The sequence below is a fragment of the Paenibacillus sp. FSL R7-0331 genome (genome assembly GCF_000758645.1).
GTDB lineage: Bacteria > Bacillota > Bacilli > Paenibacillales > Paenibacillaceae > Paenibacillus_AQ > Paenibacillus_AQ camerounensis.
The window spans coordinates 4,150,847-4,170,923 of record NZ_CP009284.1; the positions used below are offsets into that span (position 1 = coordinate 4,150,847).

A 20,077-nucleotide genomic window follows, 5' to 3' on the forward strand; every position below is an offset into this window, starting at 1 on the left:
AATCACAGAAAATTGCCCGGAATCATTCTATAGTTAGTTAAAAATGGAAAAGGAGTATTTATATAATGAAGCCGAAATGGAAGCAGGCTGCCCTGCTGCTGGTATCAGCAGCCGCAGTGGCAGCTGCCGCACTCTATATTAAATCTGCAGATTCCAGGGATAGTAGCGGTCAAGCCGCCGGGACGCCTCCCGCGGCATCAGCCCAAAGCCAGGGCGCTCCGGCCTCAGATGCCCCGGAGAAGCTTGTTAATCCGGAGCAGATGAAGCAGGATCTGGACTTCCTGACAGAAACGCTGGTTCAGGTTCATCCTGCTCTGATAAACGGCTGGAGCAGCGGACAGCAGCAGGTAATCAGCGAAGCATACGACACGATTCAAACGGCACGGACAGAGGAAGAGTTTTACTTCATCGTCAACACGATCACCTCACTGCTCCATGACGGGCACACGAATATGCACTGGGAGCTGCAGAACCAGAAACTGCTCAACCTTCCTCTTTTCTGGAGCCGTGAGGGGCTGATTGTAACGGAAGACCGGGGAACGCTTCATACCGGGGATATTGTTACTGCTATCAGCGGTCGTAGCATCGGTGATCTGGAACAGGAGCTGGCCGGGATTATTCCGGCTGAGAATAACCAGTGGGTCAGAGTACAGGGAACCGTCCTGCTGAGGGTGGAATTTATGCTTCGTCATCTGGGACTGGCTGCAGATAATCAGGTTGAAGTAACAGTAACTCGGGGGAGCGGCAGTATTACCGAAACATTAACACTGACAGATAAACCTCTACAAAAGGAGTACAGCCACTATCCTAAGGGCGAAGTACCCTTCTCCTATTCATTCGAGGACGAGCTGTCGTTAGGCATTTTTCAGTTGAACACATGTGAGAATACGCGGAAGTATCAGTTGACCGTCAAGCAGTTTTTTGACGAGGTGAAGAAGCGGGGTATTCAGCACATTGCGGTGGATCTGCGCAGCAACGGGGGCGGTGCATCATCGGTAATCGGTGAATTCCTATCTTACATGGATGTTAAGTCATACTACAGTTACGGTGCTATTGTCCGCTACTCTCCGCAGGTTAAGGAAGCTTATGGCGAAGATCAGGATAACGGAGTGGTGCAATCACCAAGCCAGCTTATCAAAAATGACCTGAAGACAGAATTTCCATACAAAGGTAAGCTGTATCTCCTGACCTCTGCCCATACCTTCAGCTCTGCCAACATGTTCGCAGTCATTGTCCAGGATAACGGCCTCGGCCAAATTATCGGTGAAGCAACGGGCAATCAGCCTTCATCGTACGGGGATGTTCTTACCTTCCAGCTCCCTGCCTCCGGCATCCATTTCCAGGCCTCTTTTAAACAGTTCACACGTTCCGCACCGGAGCGCGACCCTGCGGATTCCGTACAGCCTGATATTGAAGCCTACACTACAGCCAAAGATATCCTTGAACGCCGGGATGCCCAGCTGGATAAGCTCCGCGAAGTTGTGCGTGCAGACTTGAAATGAACAGTAGCCGCAAATAAAGACCTTACAACAAGAAAAAAGCTTGCAGACAGCGCCGCTAAAAGGCGGTTTGTCTGCAAGCTTTTAAATATGCAATAAATCCTTACTTCCCGGTGTGGCCGAAGCCGCCGGCGCCGCGCTGTGTCTCAGTCAGCTCATCTACCTCAACCAGTGTTACTGCCGGAACAGCCTGGAACACCATCTGGGCGATCCGCTCATTGCGCGCAATTGCAAACGGCTCCTGGCCCAGGTTGATCAGCAGCACCTTGATCTCGCCTCGGTAGTCGGCATCAATCGTTCCCGGTGTGTTGAGGCAGGTTATGCCGTGCTTAAAGGCAAGCCCGCTGCGCGGGCGGATCTGCGCCTCCAGCCCGTCCGGCATAGCCAGGGCAATCCCTGTCGGGATCAGTGCGCGCTCTCCGGGAGCAAGCACTACAGGCTCAGCTACAGAGGCATGCAGGTCAAAGCCAGAAGCCTGCTCCGACATTTTGCGCGGCAGCTGTACATCTTCATTTCCCGGAAGCTTGTTAATTTGAACGTGATAAGACAAGATCATCTCTCCTAACATTGGCAATCGCTTTATCTGTTGAGCCAACCATCGCCAGTGCGAGCGGTTCAGCAAACATATGGTCCAGCAGCAGGTTCACATCTTCCATCGTAACCTTGCTGATTTTGTCAATCATATCATCAAGGGTATCATGCCTGCCCAGCATCAGCTCGTTTTTGCCGATCCGGTTCATCCGGCTGCTGGTGCTCTCCAGGCTAAGAATCAGGCTGCCCTTGAGCTGTTCCTTACCTTTTCTCAATTCATCCTCAGTGATGCCCTTCACAGCGAGCTCCTGCATCATTTCCTTGACCAGCTCGGTTACCTCCTTGGTCTGCTTGGGTGCAGTTCCCGCATACACGGTGAACAGGCCGCTGTCCGCCTGGGAGCTGTGATACGAGTAGACTGAATAAGCCAGCCCGCGCTTCTCACGGATCTCCTGGAACAGGCGCGAGCTCATTCCGCCTCCGACTGCATTGTTCAGCAGCACCATCGGATACTGCAGCGGCCCGCCGCTCCGAACGCCCGGCAGCGAGATACAAATGTGGTTCTGCTCTGTCTTTTTGCGGTGGAACAGCAGGCTGCCCTGGTAATCAGGTGCTGTCAGCTCCGGAGCCTGGCCGTGATTGTCAAAGCCGCCGAAATGGCGCTCCAGCAGATCCACGAGACCCTCGTCGAAGTTACCGGCGACGCTGATCACGGTATTTTCAATCGTATACTGCTCTTTCATATATGCGCGCAGGTCATCCGGGGTCATCTCCTGCAGCCGTTCCTTGAGGCCAAGGATCGAATAGGCGAGCGGATGCTCACCGTAAGCGGCAGCACACATCAGATCATGCACCAGATCATCCGGTGTATCCTCGCACATGGCGATTTCTTCAAGAATGACGTTCTTTTCCTTAGCCAGCTCTTCAGCGTCCATCTTCGAGCGGAAAAACATATCAGAAAGTACATCCACCGCGATTGGCAGATGCTCATCAAGCACTTTTGCATAATAGCATGTGTATTCCTTCGAGGTAAAGGCATTGACGTTGCCGCCGATCGCATCGAACTCCTCCGCAATATCCTTAGCGCTGAAGCGGTCGGTGCCCTTAAACAGCATATGTTCGATGAAGTGGGAGATCCCGTTGTTCAACGGATTCTCATTACGGGAACCGGTTCTGACCCAGATTCCAAAGGAAACGGAACGGCCGGTAGCAATCTTTTCTGTAACCACCCGCAGGCCGTTTGATAGTATGATTTTCTCCAATTCTGCGTCCTCCTGGCATAGCCCTGTGTCTGTACTGCCTATTTATCAAGCGAGTTTAATCCTACCAGAAAATAACGGCTCACTCAACATCATCGGGCATAATCCTATCCGGCGACAACGTCTGGCTGACAGTTCCAAGCCTCAGTCCCTTCGCCTTAACCGCCCGGATCATCCCTCTTAACGCTTTTGAGGTGGAAGCTGTAGGATGCATCAGAACCAGTGTCCCCGGCTCTGCTTTGGCACTGATTTTGGCTACAACGGATTCAGGCGAAGGCTTGCGCCAGTCTACCGTATCCAGCGTCCATAGCACCGTCTTCAGCCCAAGCGCCGCAGCAATCTCCACCGTCTCCTGATCGAAATCCCCTGAAGGCGGGGCAAACCACTGATTGGTGACTCCCAGGCTTTCTTTTAACAGCATCTGCGTCTTCTGTATTTCGGCAGTTGCCCTTGCCCGGCTCAAGGTACTCATATTCGGATGCGTGTAGGCATGGTTCTCCATTTCATGCCCGCGCTTCAGCATTTCTGCGGCAAGCTCCCTGTTCTTGCTCAGCCAGCTTCCATCCAGAAAAAAGGTCACCTTCACCTGCTCTTCATCCAGAATATCCAGCATCGGCTTAATGTACTCGTTCCCCCAGGCTACATTAATCATGAAGGCTACCATAGGCTTGGCCGGATTGCCCCGATAGATCGGGTTGGCTCCCAGGTCGTTTAAAGATATCTTAGGCTTCGTCTGGCGGTAGACCAGCTTCAGCCCTTCCCCCGGAACCTGCTGCAGAGAATTCCGGTAAGTTGCTTCTACATCTACTTCGAGACCGTTATAACCCGGAATTGCCTTCCAGACCCGGTCTACAGCGGCATCCACCGGCGGCACGTTCAGCTCCGCTGCTTTTTGCTCCACCTGGGCCCGCAGATCCTTACTGCTATGTTCTGCCGCCAGGGCAGCCTTTACCGCCAAGGCATCCTGCGGCTTTAGCTGTGCCAGCATCTCCTTTACCGGTCCGCTGGTACTGCCTATTCCGATTACAACAGCCATACAGGCCAGCACAAGCGCTGCCTTGTCCGTCTTCATGCTTAGTCCTCCCCGGCTACATACGGTCTTCACCGTCCCGCACAGCAGGCATAGCATGCACAGGACCCTTTGTCCCAGCCTATGAGGAAGATCAGCAGAATATGATGCTACAACAACAAAAAAGAGCCAGAATGCAAAAGCTTCTGCCTCTTCTTCATATCTATTTCAGACCGCCATTCAGGCTTATGCCTTCGCTCCGCTCTCTGCAGTCAATACAGCCTTGCGGGACAGATTGACACGGCCCTGCTGGTCGATTTCAGTTACTTTTACGGTAATGGTATCCCCGATGGCAACAACATCTTCAACCTTGGCTACGCGCTCAGTCGACAGCTGGGAGATGTGAACCAGACCGTCTTTGCCTGGAATCAGCTCAACGAATGCGCCGAACTTCTCAATGCGGCGAACGGTACCGACATAAATCTCACCGACCTGGACTTCCTTCACGATGCCTTCGATGATACCGCGGGCCTTCTGAATCATCGCTTCGTCGGAAGAACCGATGAATACGCGTCCGTCCTGCTCGATGTCGATCTTCACGCCGGTTTCTTCGATGATCTTGTTGATAATCTTGCCGCCGGCACCGATAACATCACGGATTTTGTCCGGATTGATGTTAATGATGATGATCTTAGGCGCATATTGGGACAGGCTAGGTCTTGGTGCAGAGATAGCTTCCATCATTTTGCCGAGGATGAACAGCCGTCCTTCTCTGGCTTGCTCCAAGGCTTCCTTCAGGATCTTGCGGTCAATGCCGGCAATCTTGATATCCATCTGGATTGCAGTTACGCCTTCTGCAGTTCCTGCTACCTTAAAGTCCATATCTCCGAGGTGATCCTCCATACCCTGGATGTCTGTCAGGATGGAGACATGCTCTCCGTCTTTAATCAGACCCATAGCTACGCCGGCCACAGGGGCCTTGATCGGTACACCCGCATCCATCATTGCCAGAATACTGGCACAGATGCTTGCCTGGGAAGTCGAACCGTTAGATTCAATAGCTTCCGATACCAGACGAATGGTGTACGGGAATTCTGTTTCACTAGGGATAACCTTCGACAAGGCGCGTTCACCCAGTGCCCCGTGACCGATTTCGCGGCGGCCCGGTGCTCTCAGCGGACGTGCTTCCCCTACGCTGAACGGCGGGAAGTTGTAATGATGCATGAAGCGTTTGGTTTCAGTTGGATCGATTCCGTCAAGAATCTGCACATCACCAAGCGCACCAAGTGTACATACGCTGAGGATTTGTGTCTGTCCGCGGGTAAAGAGCCCGGAACCGTGTGTGCGCGGCAGCAGTGCCGTATCACATTCAATCGGACGGATTTCATCCAGCTTACGGCCATCAGGACGTACTTTATCATGCGTGATCAGGCGGCGCACTTCATCCTTGACGATATCATGCAGCACTTCTTTTACATCCTTCAACAGCTCTGGTGTCTCTATGTATTTCTCAACGAAATACTCCACTGTCTCGCTATTGACCAGATCGATAGCATCCTGGCGCGCATGCTTCTCAGCAATCTTAACAGCCTCAACCAGACGGTCTCCGGCAAAAGCACGAACCTCAGTATTCACGTCTGCGTTAACCGCATGAAGCTTCACAGCCATCTTTTCTTTACCGGCTACAGCAACAAGCTCCTCAATCACAGCTACAATCTTGCGGATTTCTTCATGCCCGAACATAATGGCTTCAAGCATCACGTCTTCCGGCACTTCGTTTGCTTCCGCTTCAACCATCATAATGGCATCCTTGGTTCCGGCAACCACAACATAGATGTCACTGGCTTCCTGCTGGGCGAGATCAGGGTTAATGATGAATTGGCCATTAATCCGGCCAACCGCTACTCCGCCGATCGGTCCGTCAAACGGCACATCGGAAATACTCAGGGCTGCAGAAGTACCGATCATCGCAGCAATGTCAGGTGCGCAGTTCTGATCCACACTCATAACCATGTTCAATACTTGAACATCATTACGGAATCCTTCAGGGAACAGAGGGCGGATCGGTCGGTCAGTCAGACGGCTGGACAGAATCGCTTTTTCGCTAGGTCTGCCTTCACGTTTGATGAATCCGCCCGGAATTTTACCTACTGCGTATAGTCTTTCTTCATAGTTCACGGTAAGCGGGAAAAAATCCAGATCTTTAGGCTCACTGGAGGCTGTAACCGTACATAATACTGCGGTATCTCCGTAGCGGACCATAACAGCGGCATTTGCCTGTTTGGCCAGACGCCCGGTTTCCAGCACAAGGCGTCTTCCGCCAAGCTGCATTTCTACACGTTGTTCCATAAAATCCCTCCTTGATTGGTAATATTTCTGTATTCATTCTACAAGCAAAAACGGCTTGTCCTCCTATAGAAGGTAAAGTAGCCGTTTTTGATCATTATATCCTTTTGAAAGCTGGAAAAATCTCCGTAAATTTTCAAAAAGCAACCCGGCTGTCCCGCTGTCGATCGTAAGAAGGACATACGGTATACAACCAGGCTGCTTTAAGGGTACTCTTATGGAAATTAGCGACGCAATCCCAGTCTTTCGATCAGGGCGCTGTAACGTCTGATGTCTTTGTTCTTCAAATACGCCAGCAGTTTACGACGTTGTCCAACCATCTTCAGCAGTCCGCGACGGGAATGATGATCCTTCTTGTGCGTACGCAGGTGGTCAGTCAAATTAACGATGTTCTCCGTAAGGATAGCAACTTGCACCTCAGGGGATCCAGTATCGGATTCGTGAGTTTTGTGCTCGTCAATCAATTGGTGTTTACGTTCTTGAGTCAATGCCATCCTGTTCACCTCCTTCATTATAATCGCCAGTAGCCTCGTCACCGTCGGTGAGAACGTGCAACCAAGCTAAGGTTATGATGCTGTCATTCCAGCAACGTTAATCAGTATAGCATCTTCGCAGACAAAAGTAAACGCATGTCCGGCAGAAGTTTATGAAGAATATCCCAACAGCTCTTTAGCCGTTCCGGCATCCTTCGCTATCTGCGAAATCAGGGCATCGATGGACTCAAACTTCCGTTCCGGACGGATGAAGGCCTGAAGCTCAACCTTCAGCTCCTGTCCATAGATGTCGGAGGCGAAATCAAACAAATGCACTTCAAAGCTGGGTGCCGACATCCCGTCATGAAAAGTAGGCTTAACGCCGACATTCATGACTCCGTACAGAATCTCCTCTTTATAAAAGACCTTTACGGCGTAGACTCCCTTGGCAGGGATCACATAATGGTCTTCAAGCTGAAGATTGGCTGTCGGAAATCCAATGGTGCGTCCGCGCTTCTCGCCATGACCGACAATCCCGCGCAGATGATAACAACGCCCGAACCAGCTGTTCGCCAGGGTAAGATCACCGCTGTGCAGACTTCTGCGGATCCCAGAGCTGCTTACCTTCTCCCCTTCAAGCAGGAATGGAGGCACTGTCTCTACGCTCATTATTCCCTGCCCCAGTTCGCGCAGCATATCCGCATCGCCTTCACCCAGATATCCGAAGCGGAAGTCAAATCCGACCACGGCGGTTACAATCTGCAGCGGCAAAAGCATCACAGACACGAAATCCTGCGGGCTGACCCTGGAAAGCTGCTCATTAAATTCTATTATATACAAAATATCGACGCCCAAACCGGCAAGTATCTCCTGCTTGTCCTTCGGCGGGGTCAAATATCCATCATAATCGCCTTTGCCCATAACATCCTTGGGATGAGGATGAAAGGTCATTACTGCAGCCGGCACGCCTTGCCTCCGGGCCAGAGCAACAGCGGATGTAATGACGCTGGCATGTCCGCGGTGCAGTCCGTCGAACTGTCCCAGGGCGGCTACTTGAGGCTGTGCCCATAAAGCTGCAGTCTCCGGCGGTATTGGATAGCTTAAGGTTACGGTTCTCACGCTGTTTCTCACCTACAATTCACAGATAAAATTAATGATTAGCGCTGGGCGAACACTTTGACCGGTGCAATAGCACCCGTATCGTCCAGCTTGTATATGCCGAGGAACTCACCTGCAGTGTCGTACAGCCGGAAATCTCCGCTGTCCGTTACGGTTGGAGTAACATACCGGACTGAAAGACGCTGTCCCTGCAGGGCAGCCTTCTTCTTCTCCTCGCTCACCGTATGGCGGGAGAGATGAGAAATAGCTTCATCTGCTGCAATCAGATGATGATCCAGTGTCCCGGCTTCCTTGTATTCAGCAATCTGTTCAAGGGTCAGGCAATGGCTGGCAGAAATTCCTGCGGACATTGTCCGGGTAAGCTCTACCATGACACCCGGAAGCCCAAGCGCACGGCCTATATCCACACACAGTGTACGGATATAGGTTCCTTTGGAGCAGAGCACGCGGAAAGTAATATCAGGATAATTGCCGTTCCAGACCATACCCGTCATTTCTATCTCATAGATTTCCACTTCACGGCTCTTGCGCTCAACCGTTTTTCCTTCTCTGGCCAGCTCATAGAGACGCTTGCCGTCAACTTTAACGGCTGAGTACATCGGCGGCACCTGTGAGATAACACCCTTGAATGTATTCAGCACAGCGAGCACTTCAGCTTCTGTCACCTTGACCTCATCCACTGATTCTGTGATCGTCCCCGTCATATCCTCGGTATCACTCGACAGCCCCAGGCGCAGTGTGGCTACATACTCCTTAGGAAGCTCCTGTATGTATTCCACGACCCGTGTAGCCCGTCCAAGACACAGCGGCAGCACCCCGGTCACTTGAGGATCAAGTGTTCCGGTGTGCCCAATCCGCTTCATGCCAAGAATGCGCCGGGCCTTGGCGACTACGTCATGCGATGTAAAACCGGCAGGCTTAAAGACTGCCAACACACCCGTAAGCTCACTCATAGATGGCGTCTAACCTCCTGAAGCACCAGAGCTACCGCTTCATCCAGTGTACCGTCGATACGCGCCCCGGCTGCCCGGGTATGTCCGCCTCCGCCGAATACCTGGGCCAGTGCAGCTACGTCAACCTTGCCGGCTGAGCGCAGGCTCGCTTTGACCGCATGCTCATTGATAACTTTAAACAGGATGCCTACCTCTACACCGCGGATATTACGGGGATAATTCACAATGCCTTCCAGATCTTCATTCGCCGCTCCGCAATCCATCATATCCTGAGGAGTAACATGCAGCCAGGCGATATCCCCTTCGGGGGATAGCTGCAGGGTATTCAGTGCGCGGTTCAGCACCTTCACCTGAGCCAGCGTCATTTCCTCCAGCAGATTCTCAGCCAGCTCCGGACCGTTGACGCCCATCGCCAGAAGCTCCGAAACCGCCGCCATCACCTTAGGTGATGTATTGGTGTAACGGAAACCGCCGGTATCCGTCAGCAGTCCGGTATAGATTGCTGTAGCAATATCAAGGTCCCATTCCACCTGAAACGTCTTCAGCAGGTCGAACAAAATTTCTGCAGTCGCAGCAGCATCCGGCTTAATCAGCGTTATGAATCCGTAACCGTTATTGGTTGGATGATGATCAATATTCACGATAACCGCATCGCTGGAGAAATGGCGCTGGGTCAGTCCCACACGCTGAAAATCCGCACAGTCGACGCAAATGATATTGCTGTACTGACGGGGCAGTTCACCTTCCGCCAGGTTCACGATTTCACCGGCATGCCATAAATATTCCATCCGCTTCGGGATCGGACCTTCATTCAGCATAGTATATTTTTTGCCCAGACATGAGAGAAGCCAGCCCACCGCAAGGGTGGAGCTGACTGCATCTCCGTCCGGCTGAACATGCGACACTACAAGATAATCGTCGTGTTCCAGCAGAAACTCACGGGTCTGCCGGAGACTTTGTTCATAGCTCTGCATTCGCCGTCTCCTTTATGCTTCCTAGCTTTCTTCATGCTTAATTTCGCCCAGCAGCTTCTCAATATGACTTCCGTAAGCTACAGATTCGTCGAACTTGAAGATCAGCTCCGGCGTATGGCGCAGGCGGATAGCCTTACCAAGCTCAGAGCGGAGAAAGCCGTTAGCTTTCTCAATCGCTTTGAGCGAAGCATTCTGCTGCTCCGCATCACCGAACACGCTCAGATACACTTTGGCCTGCGACAGATCGTTCGTCACGTCTACGCCGGTTACGGTAACAAACCCTACACGCGGGTCTTTCAGTCCGCCCTGGATAAGCTGGCTCAGCTCTTTTTTGATCTGTTCGCCAACCCGTCCTGCTCTGATTTTAGACATCTATATCACCTCTTCGCTTAGCGCTCTACCTTTTCCATGATGAACGCTTCGATAACGTCCCCCTCTTGGAGGTCATTATAGCGTTCCAAAGTTATGCCGCATTCATAACCCTGCGCCACTTCTTTTGCATCATCCTTGAAGCGCTTCAAGGTATCGACCTTGCCTTCGAAGACTACAATACCGCCGCGGACCAGACGCATTTCGGCATTGCGGGTGATTTTGCCGTCTGTAACCATACAGCCTGCAACACTGCCCACTTTGCTGATTTTGAAGACGTTGCGCACTTCAGCGTGGCCGATAATATTTTCTTTGAAGATCGGATCAAGCATACCCTTCATGGCACTTTCGATCTCTTCAATTACGTTATAGATGATGTTGTGCAGGCGCACATCAACCTTCTCCTGCTCAGCAGCAGCTTTGGTCTGGGTATCCGGACGAACGTTGAAGCCGATTACGATGGCATTGGATGCTGCAGCCAGTGTAATATCGGATTCCGTGATTGCGCCGGCACCGCTGTGAATAATTTTCACGCGTACGCCTTCTACCTCGATCTTCGCCAGAGAGCCCTTAAGCGCCTCTACCGAACCCTGTACGTCTGCCTTGATGATAACGTTCAGGTCTTTGATCTCGCCGTCCTTGATATGCTTGAACAGATCGTCCAGTGTTACACGGGTGTTCGTGTTCAGCTCAGATTGGCGCTGGGTGATGGAACGTCTGTCGGCAATCGCACGTGCTTTACGCTCGTCTTCGAAGGCCATGAACGGATCGCCCGCCTGCGGCACTTCAGTCAGACCGGTAATTTCCACCGGAGTGGAAGGTCCCGCTTCCTTGATTTTGCGTCCCTTGTCATTTACCATGGCACGGACACGTCCGAAGCAGTTACCTGCTACAAATGCGTCTCCGACCTTCAGCGTACCGTTCTGTACAAGAATACGTGCAACCGGTCCGCGGTTTTTGTCAAGCTCCGCTTCTATTACTGTACCGCGTGCCCGTTTGTCAGGGTTCGCTTTATACTCGTTAACTTCAGCCACGAGCAGAATCATTTCCAGCAGCTCTTCCAGGTTAATGCGCTGCTTGGCTGACAGGTTAACGAAGATAGTGTCTCCGCCCCACTCTTCAGGCACCAGCTCATAGTTAGTAAGCTCCTGCTTAACACGGTCAGGATCTGCGCCCGGCTTGTCGATCTTGTTAACTGCGACAATAATCGGAAGTCCGGCAGCCTTCGCATGGTTGATCGCTTCTACCGTCTGCGGCATAACACCGTCATCAGCAGCTACGACGATAATAGTCATATCCGTTACTTGAGCACCGCGGGCACGCATGGCGGTAAACGCTTCGTGACCCGGAGTATCCAGGAACGTAATTTTCTTGTGATTGATTTCAGCCTGGTACGCGCCGATGTGCTGTGTAATCCCGCCGGCTTCGCCGCCGGTTACGTTCGTTGAACGGATAGCATCCAGCAATGTTGTTTTACCATGGTCAACGTGACCCATGATCGTAACAACAGGCGGACGTGTCATCAATTCCTCATCGGAATCGTTCTCTTCCACCGTTTCGAAGCTATCTTCATCAACAGGGATCTTCACTTCTACTTCTACGCCGAATTCACCGGACAAGAGCAGAATGGTGTCGATATCAAGCTCCTGGTTGATAGTTGCCATTACACCCATCAGGATCAGCTTCTTAATAACTTCTGAAGCATCCTTATGCAGCAGTTTGGCAGTTTCGCCGACGGTCATGCTGCCGCGGACAATAATCTTCTTAGGGGTGTTGTCAATCTTCTCACGCTGTACCATTGGCTGGTTCCGTCCGCCACGGCCGTTCTTGCCGTTGCCGCGGCCGCGATAATTGCCGCCTCTGCCGTCTTCGAACCGTTTTTGACCGCTGTTATTGTTCGGTCTGTTACCCGTAGTGTTCTTCTTCGGTCCTCTGTCGCCGCCGCGGGAGAAATCTCCGCCGCCTTGTCCTTGCGGACGGCTGTCTGTGCGCGGAGCGCTGCTCTGCGGACGGTCTCCGGTACGCGGAGCACCGCCGCCTTGTCCTTGCGGACGGCTGCCTGTACTGCCTCCTTGTGGACGGTTACCTCCGGTAGAGCCGCCTTGCGGACGGTTGCCGCCGGTGGAGCCGCCCTGCGGACGGTTGCCGCCGGTGGAACTGCCCTGCGGACGGTTGCCGCCAGTGGAGCTTCCCTGCGGACGGTTGCCGCCGGTAGAGCTGCCTTGAGGACGGCTACCGCCAGTGGAACTGCCCTGCGGGCGGTTGCCGCCGGTAGAGCTGCCCTGCGGGCGGGAATTCTGGGTGGAGCCTGAGTTCGTTCTGCGGGAATCTTGTCCGCTTTGGGGCCTGGACGACGTTGTCGATTGGTTGTTGTTTTGGTTACTGTTCATACCTACCTGCTTTTCCGGTTGATTTTTGTTGGCATTCTGAGCACTATGGGGTTCGGCGGTTACCGTACCGGCTCCTGCCGGACGGCTGCTGGTGCCGGTGTCCCGTTTGGCTGCAGCGTTTGATTTGATGTCCTTAAAGAACTGCTCCACTTTGTTTACGGAGCCGTCCTCCATCACACTCATATGATTATTCACAGGAACATTCAAACGCTTCAGAATTGTAATAATTTCTTTACTGCTCATATTCAGAGATTTCGCGTATTCATACACGCGCAGTTTATCCTTATTATCTTCTTTAGTCAATAACTCCACCTCCGACAGTATCTCCAAGCGTTCTGGAGATCATTTCCGCGAATCCTTTATCCGTAACGGCCAGCACAACGCGCTGGTCCTTACCAATACTTGCACCGAGTTCATCCCGGTGAAATGCGATTACTAGTGGAATATCGTAGGTTCCGCACTTATCACGGAACTTTTTTTGGGTATTATCTGAAGCGTCACCTGCCAGGACGACCAGCTTCGCCTCTGAAGACCGCACTGCTTTGAGCACAGCCTCATCTCCGGTGACAATCTTGCCTGCTCTCATCGCAAGCCCTAAATAAGAAAGGGTTTTACTCATTGTCCTCACTGTCCTTTGCTGCTAGAAATTCTTCCTCGACGGATGCAAAATCCCTTGCCAGCTGGGCATAGATTTCAGGACTCACCTGACATTTTAATGCACGGTCAAGCGCTTTGTTCTTTTGTGCCAGTTTAAAGCATTCCAGTTTGCCGCAGATGTAAGCGCCCCGGCCTGACTTTTTGCCCGTCAGATCGATCATCACTTCGCCGTCCGGCGTACGGACCACACGGATCAGCTCTTTCTTCGGCATCATCTCCTGGCTGGCAACGCATTTGCGCAGCGGAACCTTCTTTTGCTTCATTTTAATCGCCTCCCGTCAGTCAACAGCCAAATTAATCGATGGAGACGGAATCCTGATGCATTTCATCGCTAAACGTTTTCGGTCTGCCGTACTCCTGCTCCGCCTGCGTCTCGCTCTTGATATCAATTTTCCAGCCGGTCAGCTTAGCGGCAAGACGGGCGTTCTGCCCCTTGATACCAATTGCCAGCGACAGCTGGTAGTCAGGCACGATGACACGGGCCATTTTCTCAGCTTCAAAGACCTGAACCTCAAGTACCTTGGACGGGCTGAGTGCATTGGCTACATATTCCTGCACCGCTTCGGAATAACGCACGATGTCGATCTTCTCGCCGCGCAGCTCGGTTACGATAGTCTGCACGCGTGTACCTCTAGGGCCTACGCATGAGCCGACCGGATCAACCTCCTCATTGCGGGAGAACACGGCAATCTTTGAACGGAAGCCCGCTTCACGGGCCACGGAACGAATCTCAACGACCCCGTCAAAGATTTCAGGAACCTCAAGCTCGAACAGACGCTTCAAAAGGCCCGGATGGCTGCGGGACAGCATAATCTGCGGTCCTTTAGTTGTATTTTCCACCTTGGTAATATAAGCCTTGATCCGCTCGCTCTGCTTGAACTTCTCTCCAGGCATGAGCTCGCTGAGCGGAAGCACAGCTTCGATTTTGCCAAGGTCGACGTAAATATTGCGCATATCCTGGCGCTGCACCAGACCGGTCACAATATCGTCTTCCTTATCAATAAAAGCGTTATAGATAAGTCCGCGCTCCGCTTCACGGATGCGCTGGGTTACGACCTGCTTGGCGGTTTGTGCGGCAATACGTCCGAAATCGCGCGGTGTTACTTCCAGCTCGGCAACATCTTCCAGCTGGAAATGCGGGTTGATTTCTCTTGCGGCAGGCAAGGAAATTTCAGTTCTGGCGTCGAGAACCTCCTCGACAACCAGCTTGCGGGCAAATACCTTAATCACGCCTGTGTTGCGGTTCATATCCACACGCACGTTCTGCGCCGCATTGAAATTGCGTTTATAGCTGGAGATCAGCGCAGCTTCGATGGCTTCAAACAGCACATCCTTGCTGATGCCTTTCTCCCTTTCCAGTTCATTCATAGCTTCAATAAAATCCATACTCATGAAATTCCGGTCCCCCTTTCAAAACATTAAAAAATAATGGCCAATCTCGCGCTGGCGACTTTGGCATACGGCACAACATGTTCTTTTTTTCCCGCGGAGATGAGCAGTTCCTCATTCTCGAACGAGAGCAAACGGCCCTCAAATTCCTTAAGACCCTGAATCGGCTCATAAACCGTTACATATACGTCTTTACCCACAGCTTTGGCTACATCCGCCGCTTTTTTGAGCGGGCGTTCAGCTCCAGGTGAGGAAACCTCCAGGAAATAAGCCTCGGGAATCGGATCGTTCTCATCCAGCTTTGAGCTGAAATATTCGCTGATGGCACCGCAGTCATCAATATCAATGCCGCCTTCTTTATCTACGAATATGCGCAAAAACCAGTTTGAACCTTCCTTAACGTACTCAACGTCCACCAGTTCGAAACCATTGTCCTCAAGATAGGACCCGAGCATCTGCTCTACCGTTTGTTTGATTTTGGATTTCGGTGTGCTCAAAAGAAAATTACCTCCACGAACTTGTCTTTTGCTATATACCAAAGATAAAGAGTGGGTTTCCCCACTCTTTACACAACGGACTTATCTCATTATTACCAAGAAAAATTATACCATAGTGCATCTGCACTGACAAGTACCAGCCCTTGACTGCCTGTCCGGCGCAGCTTTGCGCGGTCCATATTGAGGCGGTCTCCGAAGATCATCCGGTGATTCTCCAGAGCCATCCCTTCACTTTGTTAGGGTCTTAGAATAACGACAGCTGGTTGCTCTCCGGCAATCCGCGGAAGCAGCCCATACCGGTCAGCAGCTCTATTACGGTCTTACTTGCTTTGGATTTCTGCTGGAAATCCTCAATCGACAGGAACTCGCCGGCGTCCTTGGCGGCAGCAATATTAATTGCCGCATTCTCACCGATTCCGGCAAGCGCAGAGAACGGAGGAATCAGGCTTTTGCCGTCAACGGTAAAGCGGTTGGCATCGGAATGGTACAGATCGATATTCTTAAAGCTGAAGCCGCGGGCCGTCATTTCCAGTGCCATCTCGAGCACCGGCAGCATTGCTTTTTCTTTTGGCAGCGCCTGGAAGCCCTTGCCTTCAATCTCGCCGATCTGGCGGTTAATCGCTTCATAGCCCTGGCAGCAGAGCTCGATGTCAAAATCAGCCGCACGTACCGAGAAGTATGTTGCATAATATTCAATCGGATGATAAAGCTTGAAGTAGGCGGTCCGTACTGCAGAGATTACATAAGCGGCGGCATGCGCCTTCGGGAACATGTACTGGATCTTCAGGCAGGAGTCAATGTACCATTGCGGCACCTTGCACTTCTTCATCTCTTCAATCCATTCGGGAGGCAGCCCTTTCCCTTTACGCACGCTTTCCGTAATTTTAAAGGCCAGACTGGCATCCATACCCGCCTTATAGATCAGATACAGCATGATGTCGTCACGGCAGCCGATTACGGTCTTAATGTTACAGGTGTTGTTCTTGATGAGCTCCTGCGCATTACCCAGCCATACCCCCGTACCGTGAGAAAGTCCAGAAATCTGCAGCAAGTCAGCGAAGCTGGACGGCTTCGACTCAATCAGCATCTGGCGGACGAATTTGGTCCCCATTTCCGGTACCCCATAGGTAGCCACAGGCGTCCGGATCTGTTCCGGCCGAACGCCAAGCGCCTCAGTCGAGTTGAACATGCTCATAACCTTCGGGTCATTCATCGGTATGGTGGTCGGGTCAACCCCGGTCAGATCCTGCAGCATACGCATCATGGTCGGATCATCATGGCCCAGAATATCAAGCTTCAGCAGATTGGCATCGAAGGCGTGATAGTCAAAGTGTGTTGTTTTCCACTCTGCCGTAACATCATCCGCAGGGAACTGGACGGGTGTAATATCTTCGATCTCCATATAGTCCGGCAGAACCACGATCCCGCCGGGATGCTGTCCGGTGCTGCGCTTAACGCCAGTACAGCCGGCGGCCAGACGGTTAACCTCGGCACCCCGCCAGCGCTTCTGGTGGTGCTCCTCATATTTCTTGGTGAACCCGAAGGCGGTCTTCTCCGCTACTGTACCAATCGTTCCTGCACGGAAGACGTTATCCGGCCCGAACATTGTTTTGGTGAAGTTATGGGCATTAGGCTGATACTCCCCGGAGAAGTTAAGGTCGATATCGGGAACCTTATCCCCTTTGAAGCCCAGGAAAGTCTCAAACGGTATATCCTGCCCTTCGCCCTTCAGCCGGCCACCGCAATCAGGGCAGGTCTTGTCCGGCAGGTCAAAGCCGCTCGGTATACTGCCGTCCAGAAACCATTCATTGTGCTTGCATTCCGGATTCAGGCAAATATAATGGGCCGGCAGCGGATTAACCTCGGAGATGCCGAGGAAGGTCGCAACGACTGATGAACCGACCGAGCCGCGGGAGCCTACAAGATATCCGTCCTGGTTAGACTTTTTAACAAGCCGCTCCGAGATCAGGTAGTTGGCAGAGAAACCGAATTTGATAATCGGCGCAAGCTCTTTTTCCAGGCGGGCCACTACGACCTCAGGAAGATCCTCACCGTAAATGGACTTGGCCGTGTTATAGCAGGTGCTGCGGATTTCGTCGTCTGCCCCTTCAATATTCGGCGTAAACAGCTCGCTGGGGAACAGATCATATTCCTCAAACCGTTCAGCGAGTGCTACAGTGTTAGTAACAACTACCTCCATCGCTTTTTCCGCGCCCAGGAATTCGAATTCCGTCAGCATTTCATCCGTTGTCCGGAAATGAGCGTCCGGCTTAACCTGATCCTTCAGTGGACTGAATCCGGTAATCCCGTGAATGGTGATGTCACGGAACAGCTTTTGGCGCGGCTCCAGATAATGAACGTTTCCAGTCGCAATGACCGGTTTGTTCATCTGTTCGCCTATTTCGCAGATTTTGCGCACCACATCCCTTAAATCTTCAGCCGTTGCCACAAAGCCCTTATCAACAAGATGCATATACATCGTCAGCGGCTGGATCTCCAGAACATCATAGAACTGGGCAACCTCCATCGCTTCCTCCACCGTCTTGTTGAGCACCGTCTCAAAGAATTCCCCGCGCTCACAGCCGGAAATAACGATCAGCCCGTCGCGGTACTGCTCAAGCTTCGATTTCGGGATACACGGAACGCGCTTGAAGTGCTCTGTATGGCTCATCGAAATTAGCTTATACAGATTCTTTTTACCGGCCGGATTAAGAGCATAGATTCCGCAGTGGAACGGCCGGACATTGGACAGATCATTACCGACATAGTCATTCAGCCGCTCCAGCCGGGTCAGATTCTTCAGCTTCTCGGCATCGTTCAAGAGGCCTGTCAGGATCCCGCCAAGCGCGATGGTATCATCGACCGCCCGGTGATGGCTTTCCAGCAGTACTTTATATTTATCCGCCAGAGTGTTCAGCCGGTGGTTCTTCATGCTGGGATACAGCAGCCGCGCCAGCTCCAGCGTATCCAGAGAAGGATTCGTCAGCTCAGGCCGGCCCAGCTTCAGCAGGGAAGCCTGAATAAAGCCCATATCAAACCGCGCATTGTGCGCAACCAAGATTGCATCGCCAACAAATTCCACAAAGTCCGTCAGCACGGGTGCAAGGTCTGGAGCATCCTTGACCATTTCGTCGGTAATGTTGGTCAGCTGCTGGATATGGTACGGAATTTTTTCATGCGGATTAACGAAAGTTGTATACCGGCCGATCTCCTTGCCTTCGCACATTTTGATAGCAGCAAGCTCGGTAATATTATTACGTGTGATGGACAAACCGGTGGTCTCGATATCGAACACGACATAGGTTGCTGTCTTGAGATCCATCGGCTGTGCATTTTCCACAATATTAACGGCATCGTTGACAACATTGGCCTCCACGCCGTAGAGCATTTTGATTTTATGCTTATGGACAGCATGGTTGGCTTCCGGAAAACTCTGCACGTTCCCGTGATCGGTAACAGCAATGGCCGGATGGCCCCATTTGGCGGCAGTTTTAATGTACTCACCGATCGGAGTAACGGCATCCATTGTGCTCATCGTCGTGTGCAGGTGGAATTCGACCCGTTTTTGCTTGGCATTATCCTTGCGGGCCGGCGGTGCGTTTACCTCGGACAGATCCGATGGAATCATTACCAGCTCAGGAATCTGCATGAACCGGTCGTATTCAACCTTGCCGCGTGCTCTAACCCACTTGCCGTTAGCCAGCTGGCTCATAATTTTCAGGTCTTCCTTGGTTTTGGCGAACATTTTTATCTGCAGGGAATCCGTAAAATCCGTTATAAAGTAGGTGAACAGCGTATTGCCGTTGCGCAGCTCTTTGCTCTCCAGGCCAAAAATCGTACCCTGAATCGTAATTTTCTTCTCCTCATCCTGAATCTGCAGAATTGGCGTAGCCTGCTCCTTGATTTCATAGCCAACCTGGAGCTTGATCACTTCATTTGGATCGGTTTCGTCCTCAGGCTCCTCCGGTTCACTATTCATCATCATTAATTCAACGATTTCACGCTGCTCCTGCTGTAGCTTCTGCTGGAATTCCTCATAGGCATCCGCTTTGCTGGTCTCATTCTCGGCAATCTGCAGCTTGACCTTCAGTTCCATTCCGAAATATTTATTATAAAATTTAATAATGGCGGCTTCGATTCCCTTTTTGCGGGCCAGCTCCAGTGACATCTTATCGTTCAGGCTAAGCACAAGCGTACTGTCCTGAAGCTCCTGTGCAGACCGGGTCAGCCAGCCGTTAACCGAAGGAATTTCCCGCTGTGCCCATTCCAGGAACAGTCCCCAATACTCCTGTACAACCTCTTGCCTGCCAACCTTCTCTACATCATATAAAAACAGGAAGCTGACTTTGGCGATATGCTGCAGCTTCTCACGCATTCTCAAACAAAATGTCCGGTACATCTGCGCCGGAACAAGACTGCTCTTGGTGATGACAATATGCCAGTCCTTATTGCCCCGGCTGATCTCTACCCGCTCAATCTGTCCGTCCAAAAAATAGGGATCAATCAGTGCAGGCGGAATTTCGCCCTGCTTCATCAGGAGCTCGAACCTTCTTCTTCTCTCCGCGTTCTGTTCCATGCTTCCCCCACCCGCTTACGCAATAATAAATTATAA

At 51.9% G+C, this 20,077-nt stretch carries 16 protein-coding genes; 1 reads left to right on the plus strand and 15 read right to left on the minus strand.

Annotated features, from left to right (window positions below; genetic code table 11):
- Window positions 1–65: 65 nt before the first annotated feature.
- Window positions 66–1,502 carry a S41 family peptidase gene (locus tag R70331_RS17585; RefSeq protein WP_042177482.1) on the plus strand — a complete coding sequence of 479 codons (1,437 nt, stop codon included), beginning with the start codon at window positions 66–68 and terminating at the stop codon, window positions 1,500–1,502.
- 100 nt (window positions 1,503–1,602) lie between these two features.
- Here the strand turns inward: R70331_RS17585 and dut are convergent, their stop codons facing one another.
- From dut to R70331_RS17660, 15 genes are all read right to left on the minus strand, one after another.
- Window positions 1,603–2,055: a dUTP diphosphatase gene (dut, locus tag R70331_RS17590; protein ID WP_042177483.1), complete on the minus strand. Its 453-nt coding sequence runs from the start codon at window positions 2,053–2,055 to the stop codon at window positions 1,603–1,605.
- Entirely contained in the window at window positions 2,027–3,292 is a 1,266-nt protein-coding gene (locus tag R70331_RS17595) for a M16 family metallopeptidase (RefSeq protein ID WP_042177484.1), read from the minus strand. Before R70331_RS17595 ends, dut begins: the two co-directional genes overlap by 29 nt.
- Window positions 3,293–3,371: 79 nt before the next feature.
- Window positions 3,372–4,361, minus strand: coding sequence for a polysaccharide deacetylase family protein (locus R70331_RS17600; protein ID WP_042177485.1), 990 nt, complete (start codon window positions 4,359–4,361; stop codon window positions 3,372–3,374).
- Window positions 4,362–4,544: 183 nt separating this feature from the next.
- The gene (gene pnp / locus R70331_RS17605) at window positions 4,545–6,647 is read right to left on the minus strand and encodes a polyribonucleotide nucleotidyltransferase (protein WP_042177486.1); all 2,103 of its coding nucleotides are present in this window, start codon (window positions 6,645–6,647) and stop codon (window positions 4,545–4,547) included.
- 221 nt (window positions 6,648–6,868) lie between these two features.
- On the minus strand, window positions 6,869–7,138 hold the full coding sequence (rpsO, locus tag R70331_RS17610) for a 30S ribosomal protein S15 (protein WP_036656390.1): 270 nt from the start codon (window positions 7,136–7,138) through the stop codon (window positions 6,869–6,871).
- A 150-nt stretch (window positions 7,139–7,288) separates the two neighbouring features.
- Window positions 7,289–8,236 carry a bifunctional riboflavin kinase/FAD synthetase gene (locus tag R70331_RS17615; protein ID WP_042177487.1) on the minus strand — a complete coding sequence of 316 codons (948 nt, stop codon included), beginning with the start codon at window positions 8,234–8,236 and terminating at the stop codon, window positions 7,289–7,291.
- A gap of 38 nt (window positions 8,237–8,274) precedes the next feature.
- Window positions 8,275–9,189 (minus strand): tRNA pseudouridine(55) synthase TruB, encoded by a 915-nt coding sequence (truB, locus tag R70331_RS17620; RefSeq protein WP_042177488.1) that lies wholly within the window; start codon window positions 9,187–9,189, stop codon window positions 8,275–8,277.
- On the minus strand, window positions 9,186–10,163 hold the full coding sequence (locus R70331_RS17625; RefSeq protein ID WP_042177489.1) for a DHH family phosphoesterase: 978 nt from the start codon (window positions 10,161–10,163) through the stop codon (window positions 9,186–9,188). The genes truB and R70331_RS17625 overlap by 4 nt, the downstream gene beginning before the upstream one ends.
- 21 nt (window positions 10,164–10,184) lie before the next feature.
- Window positions 10,185–10,535 carry a 30S ribosome-binding factor RbfA gene (rbfA, locus tag R70331_RS17630; RefSeq protein WP_042177490.1) on the minus strand — a complete coding sequence of 117 codons (351 nt, stop codon included), beginning with the start codon at window positions 10,533–10,535 and terminating at the stop codon, window positions 10,185–10,187.
- 17 nt (window positions 10,536–10,552) lie between these two features.
- Window positions 10,553–13,225, minus strand: coding sequence for a translation initiation factor IF-2 (gene infB, locus R70331_RS17635; protein WP_042177491.1), 2,673 nt, complete (start codon window positions 13,223–13,225; stop codon window positions 10,553–10,555).
- The gene (locus R70331_RS31875) at window positions 13,218–13,541 is read right to left on the minus strand and encodes a YlxQ family RNA-binding protein (protein ID WP_036724725.1); all 324 of its coding nucleotides are present in this window, start codon (window positions 13,539–13,541) and stop codon (window positions 13,218–13,220) included. Before R70331_RS31875 ends, infB begins: the two co-directional genes overlap by 8 nt.
- On the minus strand, window positions 13,534–13,842 hold the full coding sequence (rnpM, locus tag R70331_RS17645; protein ID WP_042177492.1) for an RNase P modulator RnpM: 309 nt from the start codon (window positions 13,840–13,842) through the stop codon (window positions 13,534–13,536). The genes R70331_RS31875 and rnpM overlap by 8 nt, the downstream gene beginning before the upstream one ends.
- A gap of 31 nt (window positions 13,843–13,873) precedes the next feature.
- Complete coding sequence (gene nusA / locus R70331_RS17650; RefSeq protein ID WP_042177493.1) at window positions 13,874–14,971, minus strand: transcription termination factor NusA; 1,098 nt, start codon at window positions 14,969–14,971, stop codon at window positions 13,874–13,876.
- A 26-nt stretch (window positions 14,972–14,997) separates the two neighbouring features.
- Window positions 14,998–15,465, minus strand: coding sequence for a ribosome maturation factor RimP (rimP, locus tag R70331_RS17655; protein ID WP_038593427.1), 468 nt, complete (start codon window positions 15,463–15,465; stop codon window positions 14,998–15,000).
- Window positions 15,466–15,709: 244 nt separating this feature from the next.
- Window positions 15,710–20,041 carry a PolC-type DNA polymerase III gene (locus R70331_RS17660; RefSeq protein ID WP_042177494.1) on the minus strand — a complete coding sequence of 1,444 codons (4,332 nt, stop codon included), beginning with the start codon at window positions 20,039–20,041 and terminating at the stop codon, window positions 15,710–15,712.
- Between the last annotated feature and the right edge of the window lie 36 nt (window positions 20,042–20,077).

Coding starts and splice junctions, on each gene's coding strand:
- R70331_RS17660 (WP_042177494.1), bottom strand. CDS start 20,041: ATGGAACAGAACGCGGAGAGAAGAAGAAGGTTCGAGCTCCTGATGAAG.
- dut (WP_042177483.1), bottom strand. CDS start 2,055: ATGATCTTGTCTTATCACGTTCAAATTAACAAGCTTCCGGGAAATGAA.
- R70331_RS17585 (WP_042177482.1), top strand. CDS start 66: ATGAAGCCGAAATGGAAGCAGGCTGCCCTGCTGCTGGTATCAGCAGCC.
- nusA (WP_042177493.1), bottom strand. CDS start 14,971: ATGAGTATGGATTTTATTGAAGCTATGAATGAACTGGAAAGGGAGAAA.
- R70331_RS17600 (WP_042177485.1), bottom strand. CDS start 4,361: ATGAAGACGGACAAGGCAGCGCTTGTGCTGGCCTGTATGGCTGTTGTA.
- R70331_RS17625 (WP_042177489.1), bottom strand. CDS start 10,163: ATGCAGAGCTATGAACAAAGTCTCCGGCAGACCCGTGAGTTTCTGCTG.
- pnp (WP_042177486.1), bottom strand. CDS start 6,647: ATGGAACAACGTGTAGAAATGCAGCTTGGCGGAAGACGCCTTGTGCTG.
- truB (WP_042177488.1), bottom strand. CDS start 9,189: ATGAGTGAGCTTACGGGTGTGTTGGCAGTCTTTAAGCCTGCCGGTTTT.
- rbfA (WP_042177490.1), bottom strand. CDS start 10,535: ATGTCTAAAATCAGAGCAGGACGGGTTGGCGAACAGATCAAAAAAGAG.
- rnpM (WP_042177492.1), bottom strand. CDS start 13,842: ATGAAGCAAAAGAAGGTTCCGCTGCGCAAATGCGTTGCCAGCCAGGAG.
- rpsO (WP_036656390.1), bottom strand. CDS start 7,138: ATGGCATTGACTCAAGAACGTAAACACCAATTGATTGACGAGCACAAA.
- R70331_RS31875 (WP_036724725.1), bottom strand. CDS start 13,541: ATGAGTAAAACCCTTTCTTATTTAGGGCTTGCGATGAGAGCAGGCAAG.